Source organism: Fructobacillus apis (assembly GCF_023893635.1).
Lineage (GTDB): Bacteria > Bacillota > Bacilli > Lactobacillales > Lactobacillaceae > Fructobacillus > Fructobacillus apis.
Genome location: NZ_JAMWYK010000003.1, coordinates 26113 through 42518, shown reverse-complemented (window position 1 = coordinate 42518; position 16406 = coordinate 26113). Strand labels below are relative to the sequence as shown.

Below are 16406 nucleotides of genomic sequence, written 5' to 3'. Positions count from 1 at the left end.
TACCGATGGCAAAGACACTATCCGTCTTACAAATTGGATCAACAGACTGGTCGGATGCAGCCGAAGAAAACGGAATCGCGCTGACCCACTGCGACGTAACCGAACTGCCCGTGTTCTTGGCCAAGCAAAAGGACCCGGACGCTTTGAGCTCATCCTACGTCCTATTAACCGACGACGGCCTCGACTCAAACCTGCTTGCTAAGCAAGTGCAGGCCTGGCCAGCTCACCGCGTGATTTACACCGGGGATGCTCAGACTTTTTCGGCCAAGATGCAACAGGCCTTGTTCGAACGCTACGCCATTTACCTGAAGGAAGATGAACCAGCAGACGTCTTTACTCGCATCCACAAGGATCTCTTCTTGGGACAGATTGGTTTCCCAAGCCGTTTTTCAGAAGACCAGTTCATTCCACAAAATAACTACGCCTGGCGTCAAAAGCGCAGCGGCCGTTTTTGCTATGAAATCGAAGGGGACTTCGGGGATTCCTACCAGCAAATCGGAACCCTCCGCACCTTCCCGGGTGACCTTTCAGCCGGTGAAGAAAACCTCCTCTACGCTGACTATGACCGGGAGGGGGATGTCTCTTTGGCCTTCTCCTTCATCTTCTTTAAAAACGGTGCCCTGCAGCAGATGAAGCTGTTTGAAAACCCGGACAAGGAACTCTTGCCCGCCGTCCGAGCACCAAAGGATTACCTGGACTACCAGATTTTGGTTCTGGCCAAGGGGCAGGGAAAGCTCACGCTTCGCAACCTGCACCAACGCCGTTCCCGTCACGGGCTCGGTCACTTCTTGCCAGGCGGACAGCGCATGCTGACAACGGAGGGCGAAGAGGTGTTGTCCTACTTCAACCCCGGTACCAAGAAGGGACCGTTGGTGGTTGCCTTTGCCGGTACACGCCTCCACGTCGAAGGATTTGAAATGATGGGCACGCTGAACGAACTCGGCTACCCATACTTGCTCTTCACCGACACACGTGCCCAGGGTGGTGCCTTCATGGTCGGAACGAAGTCCTTTGAAAACCTCGTTGAAAGTCGCATCCGTGAGGCCCAATTGACGGCCGAAAAGACCAGTGAAGACACCATCTTCACCGGTTACTCCATGGGGTCTTACCCAGCGATGTACTACGCGAGCCTGCTGAACGCCGAGTACTTGGTGTTGGGAAAGCCAATCATCAACCTCGGCCGCTTCACGGGACGTCCCGACTTTGCTCACAACGGCATGAACCACGATTGGACCCTCGATTTGCGTTACGTCTTGACCGGCCGTTTGGACGAGGCCGACAACGAAACCTTGGACCAAAAGCTTTGGAAGAACTTCGAAGATAACGATTTCCGTCCGAAGAAGGTTGGCCTCTTTTCCATGAGCTACGACGAGTACGACGGAAAATCACTGCCTGAGCTCGAACGCTACTTGGCAAAGGTCAAAGCAGATGTAGAGCAGCACGAAGAGACCGGCCACCACGAAGAAAAGGTTCCGGAAATGCTCGCCTTCATCAAGAAGGCTTTGAAGAAGCAGGCAAAGAAGGGAGTGAAGTAATGCAGTACCAAATCTACTGGCAACCACAAACAACGCTCCACGAACTGCAAGGAGCCGTTGTCGACTACGTCAAAGAAAACGAAGTCTACTACCAAAATCACTTCCTGCCATCCGGTCAAGCCATCGCTTCCTGGTTTAGCGACAAGAACTACTTCTACGAACGAGCCATGGCGACGTTACCCGAGATGACGGAAGGAGAGCAGTACAAAACGGTTCTTCGTTCCGAGAACTCGAAGAAGATGCACGCCTACTTGGCCTGGACCTTCTTTGACCAGTCAGGACGCACCATTACGACCACCTATCAAAACGGACCCGAGATGGTCTTGAAGGTGCCGAAGGGGACGCGCTCCTACCGCCTGGACTTGCTTTCCGCCGGAACCGGGGACTTCACCTTCCACGAGGTGACCATCGCCCCTGAGGTCGACGGAAGGCTTCTTGACGGCGACCAAGCCGTGACGGACCACTTAAGCGCCTACTTGGACATGCCAAAGACGCTGGCCTCAAAGACACTTCGTGTGGTTTTGACTGAACCGGAACTGGATCGGACAAACTATCCAATCAATGCCGTTCAGCCTTCACCACAGGCCGTCTTGTACCTGGCCACGGACCTCGTTCACTGTCAGTCATACTACGACGAGAAGGCCTTGGACATCATCAACCAGGCCAAGAAGCAGGCAAAGGCCAAGTCCGTTGAATTCGTCGGCTACGGTCCTATCTCCGCTTTGACCGCGCTGCTTTACCGCCGTGCGGTTAAGAACGCGACGGCCGTCTTGCCAGAGGGGGAGAACCTCGAATTGCCAGCCGGGCACCGCACGTTGTCTTCTGGATTACAGGCCTTCTTGAACGCCCTTCCAAAAAAGATTGAAGAACTCCGTGGAGCAGACGACCAAGTGCTCGTGAACCAGGTTCTCGCCCAGAATCCAAGCCCGCTGAAGGCGCCGGAAACACGGGCGGACTTGCTTTCCTCTTTGAACTACCTTGATTGGCCACTTTCTAAGAAGGAAGAAAAGACAAAGTTGAAGCAGGAGAAGAAGGCCGTGAAGGAAGCGGTCAAGCAAGTCGACGAACAGGCGGTCATCGAACAGAGCGAACTGGAAACAGACGATGACGCAACCGTCTTTGAACGACGTAAGCACATGAAAGAAATTCGCCATGAACAGGCCAAGCAGTTGGTGGATAAGAACAAGCACAGCGGTTCGAGCCAGCAGCGCTTGCAGGATTTCTTCGTTCGAAACCGGCATTAATGAATGGCGTGAAAGCCCGTTTTTCGAACGCGCGACCATCGATGAAATGCGCGCTCATCCATGAATTGAATGCACGTAAAAAAGCCATCCCGAGCGGATGGCTTTTTTCTTTGGTTCATTTGGCTGTTTTTAGAAGTAGGCCTTGATGAAGAGGTCGACGGCCAGACCCATGGCCAAAATGGCGATGATAATCTTCAAAATCTTTTCGGGGATGATGCGCACGATGTGGGGTCCAATCCAACCTCCAATGAAGAGTCCGATGCCCATTGGAATCACGAGGCCCCAGTAGATGTGGGAAGAGAACATGTAAATCACGGTGGCGATGAGGTTGGCCCCACCGAGTGACAGGTTCTTCAAGGCGTTGTAAGAGGCGAAGGGCATGGTGGTTGTCGCCGACAAAATCGCTAGCAACAGGACCCCACCAGCCGCACCGAAGTAGCCACAGTACATCCCAACGAGCGTGATTCCGATGGAAACCACGACCCGGTAGACGGGCTTGTGGTCGTCATCTTCGATGTTGTCCTCACGCGTGAGGTTCAGCTCAGCGTGCTTGTTCTTGTTCACTTGGGACAAGAGCAAGAGTGCGGCAACTAACACGAAGAATGGGACGGCTTTTTCAAAAGTCGTCGCCGGGGCGGCCAAAAGCAGCCAGGCTCCGATGACGGAACCCCCAAGTGTGAAGGGGAGAATCTTGATCAGCTCTTTTTTGTGTTCGCCCAGTTCCTTATGAGAGGAAACCGTGGCACCCAAACCGGTCATCACAAGTGCAGCCGTATTGGTCACATTTGCAAAGAGGGGCGGGATACCAACCGCCAAGAGGGCGGGGTAGGAAACCAAAGAGGCGAGCCCGGCCGTCGTGGAGACGATCCCGGCGAGGACACCCATTGGAAGAAGGAAGAAAAAATGCTGCCAGTAATCTGCCATGGTGATGAATCAAATCCTTATCTATCTAACTTAAAATACTTCGAAACTAAATGTACTTTTTCTAGTATAAAACGGATGGGAAGGGGACGCAAGGTGTCAGCTTTATTCCAAAAAATGGGCATAAAAAAACCAGACATTTCTGTCTGGTTGTGTTTTTGATGCCGATGACAGGAATCGAACCTGCACGGAGAAATCTCCATACCGACCTGAACGGTACGCGTCTGCCAGTTCCGCCACATCGGCTAAAAACAATAATAATTATATCGTTCGCACCGGGTTCTGACAAGGATAAGTTTTTACCAATCAAGATTCGTTCGGATTTTCGATATAAAACCGAACATTCTGTTTAATTTCTCAACAATGTTAAACAAAAACCGTGTCTTTGTACCTGTTCAAGGTTAAAAAGACCGGATATAATAAATGTGTTAGTAAATAAGGAGATTTTGCTATGACAAAACCGAATACTTCCCCTGCTGTTTCAAGAAGTACCCTTTTTGCGGAGTCGCCCTTTCAAACGCGTCCCGTTGAGAAGGTGCTTCTGACGTTTCTTTTGAGCTTAGGATTTTTGACTTTGCTCGTTGCTGCTTTCTTCGACCAAAACATCACCAAGGCGGTGATGGCCCGTTCGTCGGCCTTTGGTCACTTCTTCCAGGTTTATGGGACGCGCGGGCCAAACATCGTGTTGTTCGTGTCCTTCCAGCTACTGGCCTGGTATTCCTTCTTAAAGATGGAAGGAAAGGTCCTGAAGTCCTTTTTGACGATTGGACTGCTCGGCCTTTCCATGGGTCAGATTCTCTTTGGCCTAAACGGTTACTTCGGATACACGCTCGCCACCATCATCAACGGAAGCGTGAAGTCCGTACCTGATCCGAAGCCGGAAGCCTTTTTCATGGCTTTGGCCCTGACGGCCGTGCTGTCTGGTCTCTTCTTCTTCGGGATGAAGGACAAGGACGACGCGGACCTCGAGTACCTAAAAAACGCGGCCATCGTTGGAATTGCTTTGTTCTTCGTGGTCTCGCTTGTCATTGGTGATTTGAAGTTGCACTGGGGTCGATGGCGCCCATTTGAAATGGATGCCAACTTCAGCCAGTTCACGCCTTGGTTCCATCCAAACGGCTCAAACGGTCATCTGTCCTTCCCATCCGGTCACACGACCTCTGGTTGGATGACGCTGTATTTGCCGTTCTTCTTCACCCGTGATAACCGCCTCTTCCAACGCATCTTCACGGTGCTTGGTTTGGTCTTGGCCTTCACGATTGCCTTGAGCCGTGTGCGCTACGGTGCGCACTGGTTGTCCGACGTGACGGCCGCCAGCCTGATTGTTGGTTCGCTCGTCTTCATGGCGTCGCGCTTGTTAAAGGCGCACTTTGTGGAGGAATAGAAAGCGAGGGACGTTGGCCTCACGTTTTAAGCCCCCGAAGGAAAAGTCCGCCTGATGGGCGGGCTTTTTTTGATGGGGGCGTTTTCATAAAGAAGGGATTGGTGCAAAGAATAGCGCATTACCTAGCAATCTGCAGGCTAAACTGATACAATAAGTAAGATTTTTAATTTTAAGGAGAAGACACAATGTCAGGACACAGTAAATGGCATAACATTCAAGGTCGTAAAAACGCCCAAGATGCTAAGCGTGGAAAGATTTTCCAAAAGCTTGCGCACGACTTATATGTTGCAGCAAAGGCTGGCGGTGCTGATCCCGAAATGAACGCCTCACTTCGTTTGGTCGTTGATAAGGCGAAGGCCGCTAACATGCCAAAGGACAACATCCAACGCGCGTTGGATAAGGCCTCTGGTGCCGGTGGCGCAAAGTTCGAAGAAGTAACGTACGAAGGTTACGGTGTAGCCGGAGTTGCCGTTTTGGTTGAAGCCTCAACGGACAACATCAACCGTACCGTTTCATCAGTACGTAGCTCATTCAAGCACTTCGGAGGTTCACTTGGAACTTCTGGTTCTGTGGCTTTCCAGTTCGATCGGAAGGGTTACTTTGCCATCGATCGTTCCGAAAACCCAGACTTGGACGAAGACACGATTTTGGAAGCGGCTTTGGAAGCCGGTGCCGAAGACGTGCAAACGTCCGACGAAGCGTTTGAAATCTACACGGAACCTTCAGACTTCCAAGCAGTTGAAGCTGCGTTGACGGAAGCGGGTTACGACTTGGCGGAAGCCGAAGTAACGATGATCGCGCAAAACCCAATGAGCATCTCTGACGAAGATCAAGAAAAGATCGACAAGTTGGTTGACGAATTGGAAGACAACGAAGACGTTTTGGCCGTTTACACGACTGCCGAATAAGTTGTCAAAACAAAAAAGCACCGCCTCACATCAGGCGGTGCTTTTTTTTCGATATCCGTACTGCTATTTCGCTGCTTCTACTGCTGCATCCACCAGCCCCGCAAGCTTGACTTCATCACGCTTTGCCGGGTAGAGGTTGACGCGCACCAAGTCAGCAACACGTCTTGCGCCGGTCGTTTGCATCTGCTCCTCAAACTTGTCGAGGGCTAAGCAGTAGTAGCCTTCGTAGAAGTTGTCACCGGAGCCGGCAATCCCGTAGACAAGATTGCTCAAGTCCAGATCCTTCAAATCGTCGAAGTAGTCCAGGACCTCGTCAGGCAAAGAACCTTCATCGTAGGTGTAGGGCACCAAAAAGGCAATGTCGACATCCTGCAACTCTTCTGGTTCGGACTGCGCCATTTCTTTTTTGGTCACGTCGACACCGGCTGCTTTGAGCTTTTCAACGATGATGTCGGCGACCGCTTCGTTGTTTCCAGTGATGGTGGCAAAAACCACCTGGGCAGATAACGTCGTCATGGACACTGCCTCCTTTTTTATCGTTGTGTCTAGTATACAGGAAATAAAGGTCGGCTCTCAAAAGCTTTCAACGTGAAAAGTGGGCTGGCTCCCAAAAGCTCCCAAAAGTTTTTAAAAGCTTTCAAAGCGTTTGAAAAACATGGTAAAAGAGACAATAAAATCAGTATAATTAGAAAATTTTCATAAAATGCCGAATTCCCCCTAGTTTTTTTAGAATGGCTGCCCTATAATAGGAACAAATAAAAGGGGGTGCACCATGGCATTATCAGAAAAGCAAGTTCAAGCCTTGCAAAACGTATATGATCACGGCATCTTGGACCACGACGACGTGGCACGTGAAGCCTTGGCCCAAGTCTTGAAAGACGCAAAGTAAGCAATTGAAGCGATTGCCAGCGCTTTTAAAACTGTGTTATAATTAATCCAATAAATTGCTGATGAGGACAACTCGATTAATCAACCCTCGAAAGAGAGCTAACGGCTGGTGAAAGTTAGTGTGGGCGTTAAAAGAGACTACCTCGGAATGGTGAAGAAGTAAGTGATGAAACTTTGCCCGGGTAACACCGTTAAACGTTTAAGAGTCTGAGCTTAGCTCAGAAAACTGGGTGGTACCACGGTAAAACGTCCCTCTGTGTGCTTTTTGCGCACGAGGGGCGTTTTTCTGTTCTTCAGGTATTTGCAGTGGGGTAAGCAGCTTTGCTGCGTTTTCCCATGGGCAAAGCCCGGCGGAGCCAAGCAAACCGGTTTCGACAATTGATTGCTCGAGTAGCCGTCATCAGCAAGAGAGAAAAGAAAGAAGGCAAGGAATATGGCTGAAATTACATTAACTTTCCCCGATGGGGCAAAGAAGTCCTTTGAAGAGGGCGTCAAGCCAATCGAAGTGGCCGCTTCAATCGCCAAGTCATTGGCCAAGAAGTCCGTTTCCGCAAAGGTGAACGGGGCCTACGTTGGCATGAACGACGCCATCACGGCATCAGGTGACTTCGAATTAATCACGAAGTCAGACGAAGAAGGGTTGAAGCTGTTGAATCACTCAGCTTCCCACTTGTTGGCCCAGGCCATGCGCCGTTTGCCAAAGTTTGCAAACGTGCACTTCGGAGTTGGACCTGCCATCGAAAACGGTTTCTACTACGACACGGATAATGGAGCCGGAAACCAAGTTTCAGTGGAAGACTTCGCCGAAATCGAAGCGATGATGAAGAAGATTGTCAAAGAAGACTTGCCAATCTTGTCCCACGAAATCTCACGTGAGGAAGCCTTGGAAACCTTCAAGGACGACCCATACAAGGTGGAACTCATCAACGACTTGCCAGCAGACGAAAAGATTTCCGTTGCTGTTCAAGGTGAACACGTCGAACTCGACCGTGGTGGCTTGGTGCCATCAACTGGTTGGATCAAGCACTTCAAGTTGGTTTCCGTTGCCGGTTCATACTGGCGCGGTAACTCCGACAACAACGTGATGCAACGTGTTTACGGAACGGCTTGGTGGACGGCCGAAGACTTGGAAGCTGACCTCACACGTCGTGCCGAAATGAAGGAACGCGACCACCGTAACATCGGTCGTGACCTCGACTTGTTCTTCACGAGCCAAAAGGTTGGTTCCGGATTGCCCGTTTGGTTGCCAAACGGTGCCACGATCCGTCGCCAAGTGGAACGCTACATCGTGGACAAGGAATTGGCTAACGATTACTTGCACGTTTACACGCCAGTGCTTTCAAACTTGAACATGTACAAGACTTCCGGTCACTGGGACCACTACCGTGAAGACATGTTCCCACCAATGGACATGGGTGACGGAGAATTCTTGGAACTCCGTCCAATGAACTGTCCATCACACATCTCCGTCTACCAACACAAGCCACGCTCATACCGTGACTTGCCACTCCGTATCGCGGAACTTGGTATGATGCACCGTTACGAAAAGTCCGGTGCCTTGACGGGACTTTCACGTGTTCGTGAAATGACGTTGAACGACGGTCACACGTTCGTTGCGCCCGACCAATTGGAAGAAGAATTCAAGTCCATCTTGAAGATGACGATGGGTGTTTACAAGGACTTTGACATCACGGACTACCGTTTCCGTTTGTCATACCGTGACCCTGAAAACACGGCCAAGTACTTCGATGACGATGAAATGTGGGAAAAGTCCCAAGCGCAATTGAAGCGCGCCATGGACGACATGGGCTTGGACTACTTCGAAGCACCGGGTGAAGCTGCCTTCTACGGTCCTAAGTTGGATATCCAAACGAAGACGGCCTTGGGTGGTGAAGAAACGCTTTCAACCATCCAATTGGACTTCTTGTTGCCTGAACGCTTCGACTTGACTTACGTCGGTGAAGACGGACAAGACAACCACCGTCCAGTGATGTTGCACCGTGGTATCGTTGGTACGATGGAACGCTTCACGGCCTACTTGATTGAAATCTACAAGGGTGCCTTCCCAACTTGGTTGGCGCCATTGCAAGTGCAAATCATCCCAGTTAACGCCGAAGCCCACGGACCTTACGCAAAGAAGATCCAAAAGGAATTGGCCGAAGCTGGTTTGCGTGCCAACGTCGATACGCGTTCTGCTAAGATGGGTTACCTCATCCGTGATGCACAAACGAAGAAGACGCCATACACGCTTGTCTTGGGAGACCAAGAAGCCGATAATGGCACTGTAACGGTTCGTCGTTACGGAGAACAAGAGACAACAAGCATGGCCGCAGCTGACTTTAAGCAAATGGTCTTGGACGACGTCGCTCGTTACTCACGTCCTGACGAAGAAGCATAATTTAAAAGAAACGAAGGCAGCTAGACAACTTAGACTAGCTGTCTTCTGTTATAAAGAATCAAGGGGAATAATATGTCACAGGAAAATCAAACAGTTGACGAACCCAAGGCTCAGAAGGGTCTGCAAAATCGTCACATTCAATTGATTGCCATTGGTGGAACGATTGGAACCGGACTCTTCATGGGTGCCGGAAACTCCATCTCATACGCCGGTCCCGCAATCTTGCTCGTGTACGCTATCATCGGTGCCATGATGTTCATCATGATGCGTGCCATGGGTGAAATGCTCTACCAAGACCCAACCAAGCCAACCTTCATCGCCTACATGACGAAGTACTTGGGAAACCGCGTCGGCTTCTTTGCCCGCTGGTCCTACTGGGTCACGTTGATCTTCTTCGGAATGGCCGAATTAACAGCCATCGGAAAGTACGTGCAATTCTGGTTCCCAACGATGCCAGAATGGATCATCCAATTGGCCTTCTTGGCTGTGTTGGCAGGGGTTAACCTGATTGCCGTTTCACTTTTCGGTGAAATGGAATTCTGGTTCTCCATGATTAAGATCATCGCCATCTTGGCCTTGATTGCCACTGGTTTGATCATGGCCTTCGGCCACTTCGAAACGCCAGTTGGTCACGTGGAATTCTCAAACTTCTTTGGAAACTTCAGCTTGCTGCCAAACGGTTGGGTGAACTTCGTGAACGCCTTCCAGATGGTGATGTTTGCCTTCGTTGGAATGGAATTCATCGGAATGACGATTGCCGAAACGGACAACCCACGTAAGATCTTGCCAAAGGCAATTAACCAGATTCCATTCCGTGTGCTCTTCTTCTACTTGGGTGCCTTGTTCGTGATCATGACGATTTACCCATGGAAGCAAATTCCTGCCCACCAATCACCATTCGTAATGGTCTTCGAATTGGTTGGTTTGAAGGGTGCCGCTGCCATCATCAACTTCGTTGTGTTGACGGCCGCTGCCTCATCATTTAACTCCATCCTGTTCTCAACGGGACGTAACTTCTACTCATTGGCCAAGGAATCACGCGCCAAGTTCTTGCAACCATTTGCAAAGCAATCAAAGCGCGGTTTGCCTGGTAAGGCCATCTTGTTCTCAGCTTTGATTTCAGTTGGTTCACCAATCTTTTCTGCCATCCCAGCCATCTCCGACGCCTTCGTCTTCGTGACGTCAGCGGCAACGGACATGTTCTTGATGATTTACATCTTGATCTTGGCAACGTACTGGCAGTACCGCAAGTCAAAGGACTACATGGCCGACGGTTTCTTGGTGAAGGCACCAAAGATTGCAGTCCCAATGGCTGCCGTCTTCTTCGTCTTCGTCTACGTGACGTTGTTCTTCAACGAATCATCCGTGATCCCAGCCATCGGTTCAACGATCTGGTTGGTGGTCTTCGGATTGGTATCTTACTTCCAGCCGAAGGAAGCGTTGACGGAACAATAAAAAACGCTGTTGCTCCTCTTAGCGGGGGCGCAACTGGTTGGTGGCTTCGTCGAGACTAACGTCGGGGTCGCTTTTGACTTTACCATTCGAACACACATTTTATTGGAGACCAATTTTGGCAACTTTAATTAACTTTATTCTGCACATCGACGCCCACATCGCAAACTTGGTACAACACTTCGGTGCTTGGACCTACTTGATTTTGTTTGCGATTATCTTGGTGGAAACGGGAGCCATCGTGCTGCCCTTCTTGCCTGGAGACTCACTGCTCTTTGCAGCGGGTGCGATTTCAATGACGCCCGCCGGTCAGGCCGCTGGCTTGAACCACTGGGTGTTCATGGTGCTCTTCTTCGTCGCCGCGATGGTCGGTGATTTGACCAACTACTTGATTGCTCGCAAGGGTGGTCGTCCGTTGCTCGATAAGAAGCCGTTCTCATTCTTGATTAAGGGCTCACACATCGAAGACGCGGAAGCGTTCTTCCAAAAGCACGGTGGGGTAGCGGTCATCATGGGACGCTACGTGCCAATCATCCGGACGTTCGTGCCGTTTGTGGCGGGGCTTTCAGCCTTCAACTTCCGCCGCTTTGTGACGTACACGTTCATCGCCGCCTTCTCATGGTCATTCTTGATGACCGGAGCGGGTGCGCTGTTCGGTAACATCCCGTTTGTGGCGGAACACTTCTCAGCCATCATCTTGGGAATCGTCTTCGTGACGTTGTTGCCATCCATCATTGCCGTTATCAAGGCGATGTTGAACAAGAAGAAGTAATTGATATGAAAACGCGCTTGGCATTTGTTTGCCAAGCGCTTTTTTTCTGCGAACTTGCAGCATCGCGCGCTGCTTGCCTTACAGGTGTCCCCCAGCTTCCGCATTCTCCTTGATTCAAAAGCGTGGCGCGCAAGCTTGTTTTGGAATCGAGCAGCCATTAGAAATTCCTTTCGCCATCAAGTGGCCACAGAAATCGCTTTCGCCACCGCCATATTTATCAGAAATTCCTGGCATAACTGCCGCCTTGTTTAATAAAAAGCCCAAGTCAGTTATAATGGATGAAATGCCTGGAATCGTACAGGCGTTGGAATTCATTCCATACAGAGCGTTTATCCATCTACGGCTCTGCATAAAAACAAAGAGGAGAAACACCATCATGAATTTGATTCTTGCAACGGATGCTTACAAGTTAACGCACCATTTGCAGTATCCACAAAACATCAACAAGCTCTACTCATACGGGGAAGCCCGTGTGGGTGGAAAGTTCCCAACCGTTTCCTGGTTCGGGATTTCCATGATCTTGCACGACTACTTCAAGACACCCGTGACCACGGAAATGATTGACGAAGCCGAAAAGGTGGCCGAAGAAACCTTCGGAACCAAGGCTTACTTCAACCGTTCCGTTTGGGAAAAGGTCCGCGACCTGGGGCACTTCCCAGTTCGCATCAAGGCCTTGCCTGAAGGTTTGGAGGTGCCTACGGGAACCGCGCTCTTCACAATCGAGTCGACGGAGGATTGGTTCGCCACGTCCTTGAACGCCCTTGAAGTGATGTTGATGCACGTTTGGTACCCAACGACCATCGCCACGAACTCGCTTTACATCAAGAAGCGTCTTTTGCCACTCGTTGAAAAGGCAGGGACGACCGATGTCTTGCCAATCATGGTCAACGACTTCGGCCTCCGCGGCGCAACGTCGTTGGAGTCTGGTCAACGCGCCGGTGCCGCCCACTTGCTCCACTTCCGTGGGTCCGATAACCTGGCCGCTTCGACTTACTTTGACCAAGTCTATGGCATTCCTGGCCGCGGACAGTCCATCTGGGCGACGGAACACTCCGTTGCAACGGCCTATGGTTCTGGCCAAGGGGAGTGCGATTACCTGAACGCCCAGCTTGATCGCACGCCGGACGAAGTGCCGGTCTCAATCGTCATCGATTCCTACGACACCTTTAACTTTGTCCGCCACGTGGTGGGTTCAGAAGCAATGGTGGAACGAATCAAGAACCGTCCTGGCCGCGTTGTTTTGCGTCCCGATTCAGGTGATCCAATCACGATGGATTTGGCCGTCTTGGACATCTTGGCCGACATCTTCGGAACCGAAGTGAACGACAAGGGTTACAAGGTCTTGAAGCACAACGTTGGTTTGATTCAAGGAGACGGCATGAAGGCTGACACCATCATCAAGTTGTACGAAGCCTTGATTGACCGCGGTTGGTCAACGGATAACTTGGTGGTTGGATCAGGTGGTGGACTTCTCCAAGAAGGCTTCACCCGTGATACGGAACGTTTCGCCATCAAGGCCGCGTACGCCCACACCAACGAAGGCGAAGACCTCGACATCAAGAAGCAGCCAAAGACAGACCCAACGAAGGCGTCAAAGTCTGGTTTGCTCAAGGTTATCGTGGATGATTCGGGCCGCTTGCAGACGGTGCCACAGGGAACCCCTGGTAAGGACCTTCTCGAGACGGTTTATGAAAACGGTGTGATTACGCCAGTGGATGGCCAAACGGTCTTGGACCGCGCCAATAACAACCTCAAAGAAAAAGACGACCTCGGTCGTGTGAACAGCTAAAAAGTCATTCCAACAACAGTTTTTACCGAAATGTAATAAAAACCGTTGTTCGGACTTTCTTTTCTGTGGTAGAGTTGAAGTAGATAGGAGGGCTTTATGTCTGAATGTACTTTGCTCGAAATTTTAGTAGAACAAACCACAGCTAAGGCCCTTTTTTGCTCAAAAACAGTTTTCGATTAATTTCGGAGGCTGTTTTTTATTTTTTTAGGAGGTTATTTTATGCTGAAAGCAGAACGTGCTCATGACTTAGGTCCTGACTTTGTGACCCGGCTTAACTTGCAAAATCCCCACGACTTGAAACCAGTTTCTGGTGGTGACGTCAACTGGGCCTTTTCACTTTATTCCGGCAACGACCGCTATTTCTTGAAGGTGCAGCCAAATCAAGATAAGCACTACTTTGATTCTGAGGTTGCTTCTTTGAAGGCCTTGAGCCATTCTGTGACGGTGCCAAAAGTAATTAAGCAAGGGGAGAACCGCGGCTTTGCTTACCTACTTTTGTCATGGGTCTCAAATGGTCCAGCAAACCAAGGCGACTTAGGACGCGCCTTAGCTGTCTTGCACCAAGAAAAAAACGACAAGTGCGGCTTTGATCTGTCAAACCAGTACGACACGGTGCCAAAGGATAACACTTGGACGGATTCCTGGGCGGATTTCTTCGTTCACCGTCGCTTGGAACCCTTAATGCAACAAGCCATCAAGAAGGGCTTCTGGTTAACACAACGTGGTGACCACTTCGATAACTTGAAAAAAGCGATCTTAAACGACGAGCACGCCAAGAACGTCAAGCCATCACTCTTGCACGGTGACTTATGGGCCGGAAACTTCATGTTTGATGAAAAGGGCCAACCGGTCTTTATTGATCCAAACGCCTTTTACGGTGACCGTGAATACGATCTTGCCGTTTCAAAGGTCTTCCCAGGATTTGCCAAGTCCTTCTATGAGGGGTATGAAAAGGCTTATCCGTTGGACGAAGGGTACGAAGAACGCTTCAAGTGGTATGAGTTCTACTACATTTTGATGCACTTCGTTCGTTTCGGTGACATTTACGCGCCACGTTTGAACCGATTGCTCTTGCAGTTCTAATTGTCCCTTTGATTTGTTTATTTGACAGTGTAAGGGCTTCTCGCTATACTCTTAGCATTGATGTTAGGAGAGATTTGCTATGAAAACGAACAGTAAGAACCAACACTTTGTGCTGACAACGATTTTCGTTGCCATCATTTTGTTACAGTCGGCCGTGCCTTTCTTGGGCTACTTGCCGCTGGGTGCTTTCTTCATCGGGGCTTCCGCCGTCATCTTACCGGCAACGGTTGCCTTGGCAGCGATTGTGCTGGGGCCAAAGTCCGGTGCGACCGTGGCCTTTTTCTGGGGAACCTTCTCAATGGTCCGTGCGCTGCTGCACCCGGGAACCTTTGGTTCCCTGTTGTTTTCAAACCCGTTGATTGCTTACGTGCCACGTTTGTTGATTGGTCTTCTCATCGGACTTCTTGCAAAACGTTTCCTCCAAAACAAAACGTCGAGTCTGCGCCTCTTTTCTTTGGGAGGCTTGTCCGCTTTGATTAACACGTCGGTGACCATCCTTCTTTCCTGGTTGTCATTGACTGTGTTACCAACCAATGCTTACGGGATTCCAAGCGATCACTTGCTGTTCTTCATCGCGAGTGCCCTGGCCTTGAACTTCATCTTTGAAGTGATTGCCAATGGTGTCATCACCATGGTAGTGGGCCGTGACATCGTTAAGAAAACAAATTAAAATGACGATCAAAAGCCATCCATTTTGGATGGCTTTTTTGTTTTGAAAAAAGTGCGTGTCCTAAATGACATAAAAAATGAAAAAAGATTGACGGGGGAAAGGAAAGGGAAGATAGTAAGGGTGAAAATAGGGAGTTGCCTGAGAGGAGGCAACAATGATTGGAAGTGCAATGAAGTTTCTTGTTCAGATGGCGCAGGCTCTGCAGCTCATCGCAATTTGGATTGGAGTGAAGGTGTACCAACAGGATGTAACAAATCGAGAGGAGGACCAGAAAAGAGACCGAGTGATTCAGTCCCTTGAGTTTTTACAAAAGTTTCAGAACGGCTGGGAGGTTGAACTGGAAGAGTTAAACCAGCAATACGATGTTCGGATTCAAGCGATGAAAGAGGATTTTTATCGGGAAAACCGTTATGAAGGAATTAATCAAAATGAGATTGACGAAGTGGATGAAGCTATCCGTGAATTGGTTGTGAATGAATTAGAAACGGAAAGGTACTTCAATAAATTGGAGTACCTGGCCATTTACATCAACTATCAGGTCGTGGACGTTAAGATTGTCCGACCACTCATTGAAGAAAGTATTTTGGGATTTGTGGCGCGCTATCAAAATGGTAGTGAAGCCGATAACGAACACCGTGCAAAACGAGCACAATTGAATCAATTACTATCAGATTGGAGAGTTAAACATGACTGAAAAAGAAATGACAGATCGGGAGAAGTTTCAAGAAGCCCTCAAGGAATTAAAGCGCCGTGAGAGAATCTCATATGAAAAGATGCTTGAAAGAAGACGCAAGGAAGGACCGAACGCCGGCTTCTGGGAGGCCGTCAAGCAGTACAACGGGTCCATGGTTCATTCGAGAAGAAGGTGGTGATCGTCGTTGAAGAAAATCGAAGGAAAGTAGATGACTGAAAAAGAAATGACGCAAAAAAAGAGTTTTGAAGAAGGCCTTGAAGAATTAAAGCGCCTTGAACGAATTTCATATGAGAAGATGCTCGAGAGGAGACGTAAGGAAGGGACGAATGCCGGCTTCTGGGAGGCAATTCGGCAGTACAACGGTTCGATGCTAGACTAAAAGAAAAAGCTCTTGTCCTTTAAGACAAGAGCTTTTTTGATGCGCCTACCCAGACTCGAACTGGGAGCAAAGACTTAGGAGGTCCCCGTTTTATCCTGTTAAACTATAGGCGCAAACTCCCATTATTATAACGAAATTCGGCCCTGAAAACAATTTGGAAGAAGGGGGCGGCTTCTCTAGTATTAAAACTTCCTTAAAAAGGCGGAACCTTTACTCTTTATTAAGGTTCTTGAAACAAAGATAAGGGTTATCTTTGCTATACTAACTTAGTAAGATTATTAGTTAGAAA

The 16406-nt window shown here is 49.6% G+C and carries 16 protein-coding genes, 2 tRNA genes and 1 other annotated feature; of the genes, 13 read left to right on the top strand and 5 right to left on the bottom strand.

Annotated elements, in window-relative coordinates; genetic code table 11:
• The first annotated feature begins 5 nt into the window (after positions 1 to 5).
• Positions 6 to 1535 (top strand): accessory Sec system protein Asp2, encoded by a 1530-nt coding sequence (gene asp2 / locus NFX39_RS03695; RefSeq protein WP_252443115.1) that lies wholly within the window; start codon positions 6 to 8, stop codon positions 1533 to 1535.
• Entirely contained in the window at positions 1535 to 2779 is a 1245-nt protein-coding gene (gene asp3 / locus NFX39_RS03690; protein WP_252443113.1) for an accessory Sec system protein Asp3, read from the top strand. The genes asp2 and asp3 overlap by 1 nt, the downstream gene beginning before the upstream one ends.
• 129 nt (positions 2780 to 2908) lie before the next feature.
• Here asp3 and NFX39_RS03685 read toward each other — a convergent pair whose 3' ends face one another.
• Entirely contained in the window at positions 2909 to 3703 is a 795-nt protein-coding gene (locus tag NFX39_RS03685; protein WP_252443111.1) for a sulfite exporter TauE/SafE family protein, read from the bottom strand.
• Between the two features lie 159 nt (positions 3704 to 3862).
• Positions 3863 to 3946 (bottom strand) — tRNA-Leu (locus NFX39_RS03680).
• Between the two features lie 205 nt (positions 3947 to 4151).
• Here NFX39_RS03680 and NFX39_RS03675 point away from each other — a divergent pair.
• Positions 4152 to 5084 (top strand): phosphatase PAP2 family protein, encoded by a 933-nt coding sequence (locus NFX39_RS03675; protein ID WP_252443109.1) that lies wholly within the window; start codon positions 4152 to 4154, stop codon positions 5082 to 5084.
• A gap of 185 nt (positions 5085 to 5269) precedes the next feature.
• Entirely contained in the window at positions 5270 to 5992 is a 723-nt protein-coding gene (locus NFX39_RS03670; protein ID WP_252443107.1) for a YebC/PmpR family DNA-binding transcriptional regulator, read from the top strand.
• A gap of 63 nt (positions 5993 to 6055) precedes the next feature.
• Here the strand turns inward: NFX39_RS03670 and NFX39_RS03665 are convergent, their stop codons facing one another.
• Entirely contained in the window at positions 6056 to 6508 is a 453-nt protein-coding gene (locus tag NFX39_RS03665) for a flavodoxin domain-containing protein (protein WP_252443105.1), read from the bottom strand.
• Between the two features lie 422 nt (positions 6509 to 6930).
• Positions 6931 to 7137: a binding site (T-box leader), on the top strand.
• Between the two features lie 176 nt (positions 7138 to 7313).
• Between NFX39_RS03665 and thrS the strand changes: the two genes are divergently transcribed.
• The 3 genes from thrS to NFX39_RS03650 all read left to right on the top strand — a co-directional run bounded on the left by thrS (position 7314) and on the right by NFX39_RS03650 (position 11502).
• Complete coding sequence (gene thrS / locus NFX39_RS03660; protein WP_252443103.1) at positions 7314 to 9278, top strand: threonine--tRNA ligase; 1965 nt, start codon at positions 7314 to 7316, stop codon at positions 9276 to 9278.
• 72 nt (positions 9279 to 9350) lie between these two features.
• Positions 9351 to 10733: an amino acid permease gene (locus NFX39_RS03655; RefSeq protein ID WP_252443101.1), complete on the top strand. Its 1383-nt coding sequence runs from the start codon at positions 9351 to 9353 to the stop codon at positions 10731 to 10733.
• Positions 10734 to 10848: 115 nt separating this feature from the next.
• A complete protein-coding gene (locus NFX39_RS03650; protein ID WP_252443099.1) occupies positions 10849 to 11502 on the top strand; it encodes a VTT domain-containing protein in 654 nt (217 codons plus the stop codon).
• A 114-nt stretch (positions 11503 to 11616) separates the two neighbouring features.
• Here NFX39_RS03650 and NFX39_RS03645 read toward each other — a convergent pair whose 3' ends face one another.
• On the bottom strand, positions 11617 to 11880 hold the full coding sequence (locus tag NFX39_RS03645) for a hypothetical protein (RefSeq protein ID WP_252443098.1): 264 nt from the start codon (positions 11878 to 11880) through the stop codon (positions 11617 to 11619).
• Here NFX39_RS03645 and NFX39_RS03640 point away from each other — a divergent pair.
• From NFX39_RS03640 to NFX39_RS03615, 6 genes are all read left to right on the top strand, one after another.
• Positions 11879 to 13291 (top strand): nicotinate phosphoribosyltransferase, encoded by a 1413-nt coding sequence (locus NFX39_RS03640; protein ID WP_252443096.1) that lies wholly within the window; start codon positions 11879 to 11881, stop codon positions 13289 to 13291. The genes NFX39_RS03645 and NFX39_RS03640 overlap by 2 nt on opposite strands.
• A 219-nt stretch (positions 13292 to 13510) precedes the next feature.
• Positions 13511 to 14374, top strand: a complete 864-nt coding sequence (locus tag NFX39_RS03635; RefSeq protein ID WP_252443094.1) for a fructosamine kinase family protein — start codon at positions 13511 to 13513, stop codon at positions 14372 to 14374.
• 79 nt (positions 14375 to 14453) lie between these two features.
• Positions 14454 to 15044, top strand: a complete 591-nt coding sequence (locus tag NFX39_RS03630) for an ECF transporter S component (RefSeq protein WP_252443092.1) — start codon at positions 14454 to 14456, stop codon at positions 15042 to 15044.
• Positions 15045 to 15198: 154 nt separating this feature from the next.
• On the top strand, positions 15199 to 15738 hold the full coding sequence (locus tag NFX39_RS03625) for a hypothetical protein (RefSeq protein ID WP_252443090.1): 540 nt from the start codon (positions 15199 to 15201) through the stop codon (positions 15736 to 15738).
• Positions 15731 to 15916: a hypothetical protein gene (locus tag NFX39_RS03620; protein ID WP_252443088.1), complete on the top strand. Its 186-nt coding sequence runs from the start codon at positions 15731 to 15733 to the stop codon at positions 15914 to 15916. Before NFX39_RS03625 ends, NFX39_RS03620 begins: the two co-directional genes overlap by 8 nt.
• 30 nt (positions 15917 to 15946) lie before the next feature.
• Positions 15947 to 16117: a hypothetical protein gene (locus NFX39_RS03615; RefSeq protein ID WP_252443086.1), complete on the top strand. Its 171-nt coding sequence runs from the start codon at positions 15947 to 15949 to the stop codon at positions 16115 to 16117.
• A 40-nt stretch (positions 16118 to 16157) separates the two neighbouring features.
• Here NFX39_RS03615 and NFX39_RS03610 read toward each other — a convergent pair.
• Positions 16158 to 16230, bottom strand: a tRNA-Arg gene (locus NFX39_RS03610).
• Positions 16231 to 16406: the final 176 nt, after the last annotated feature.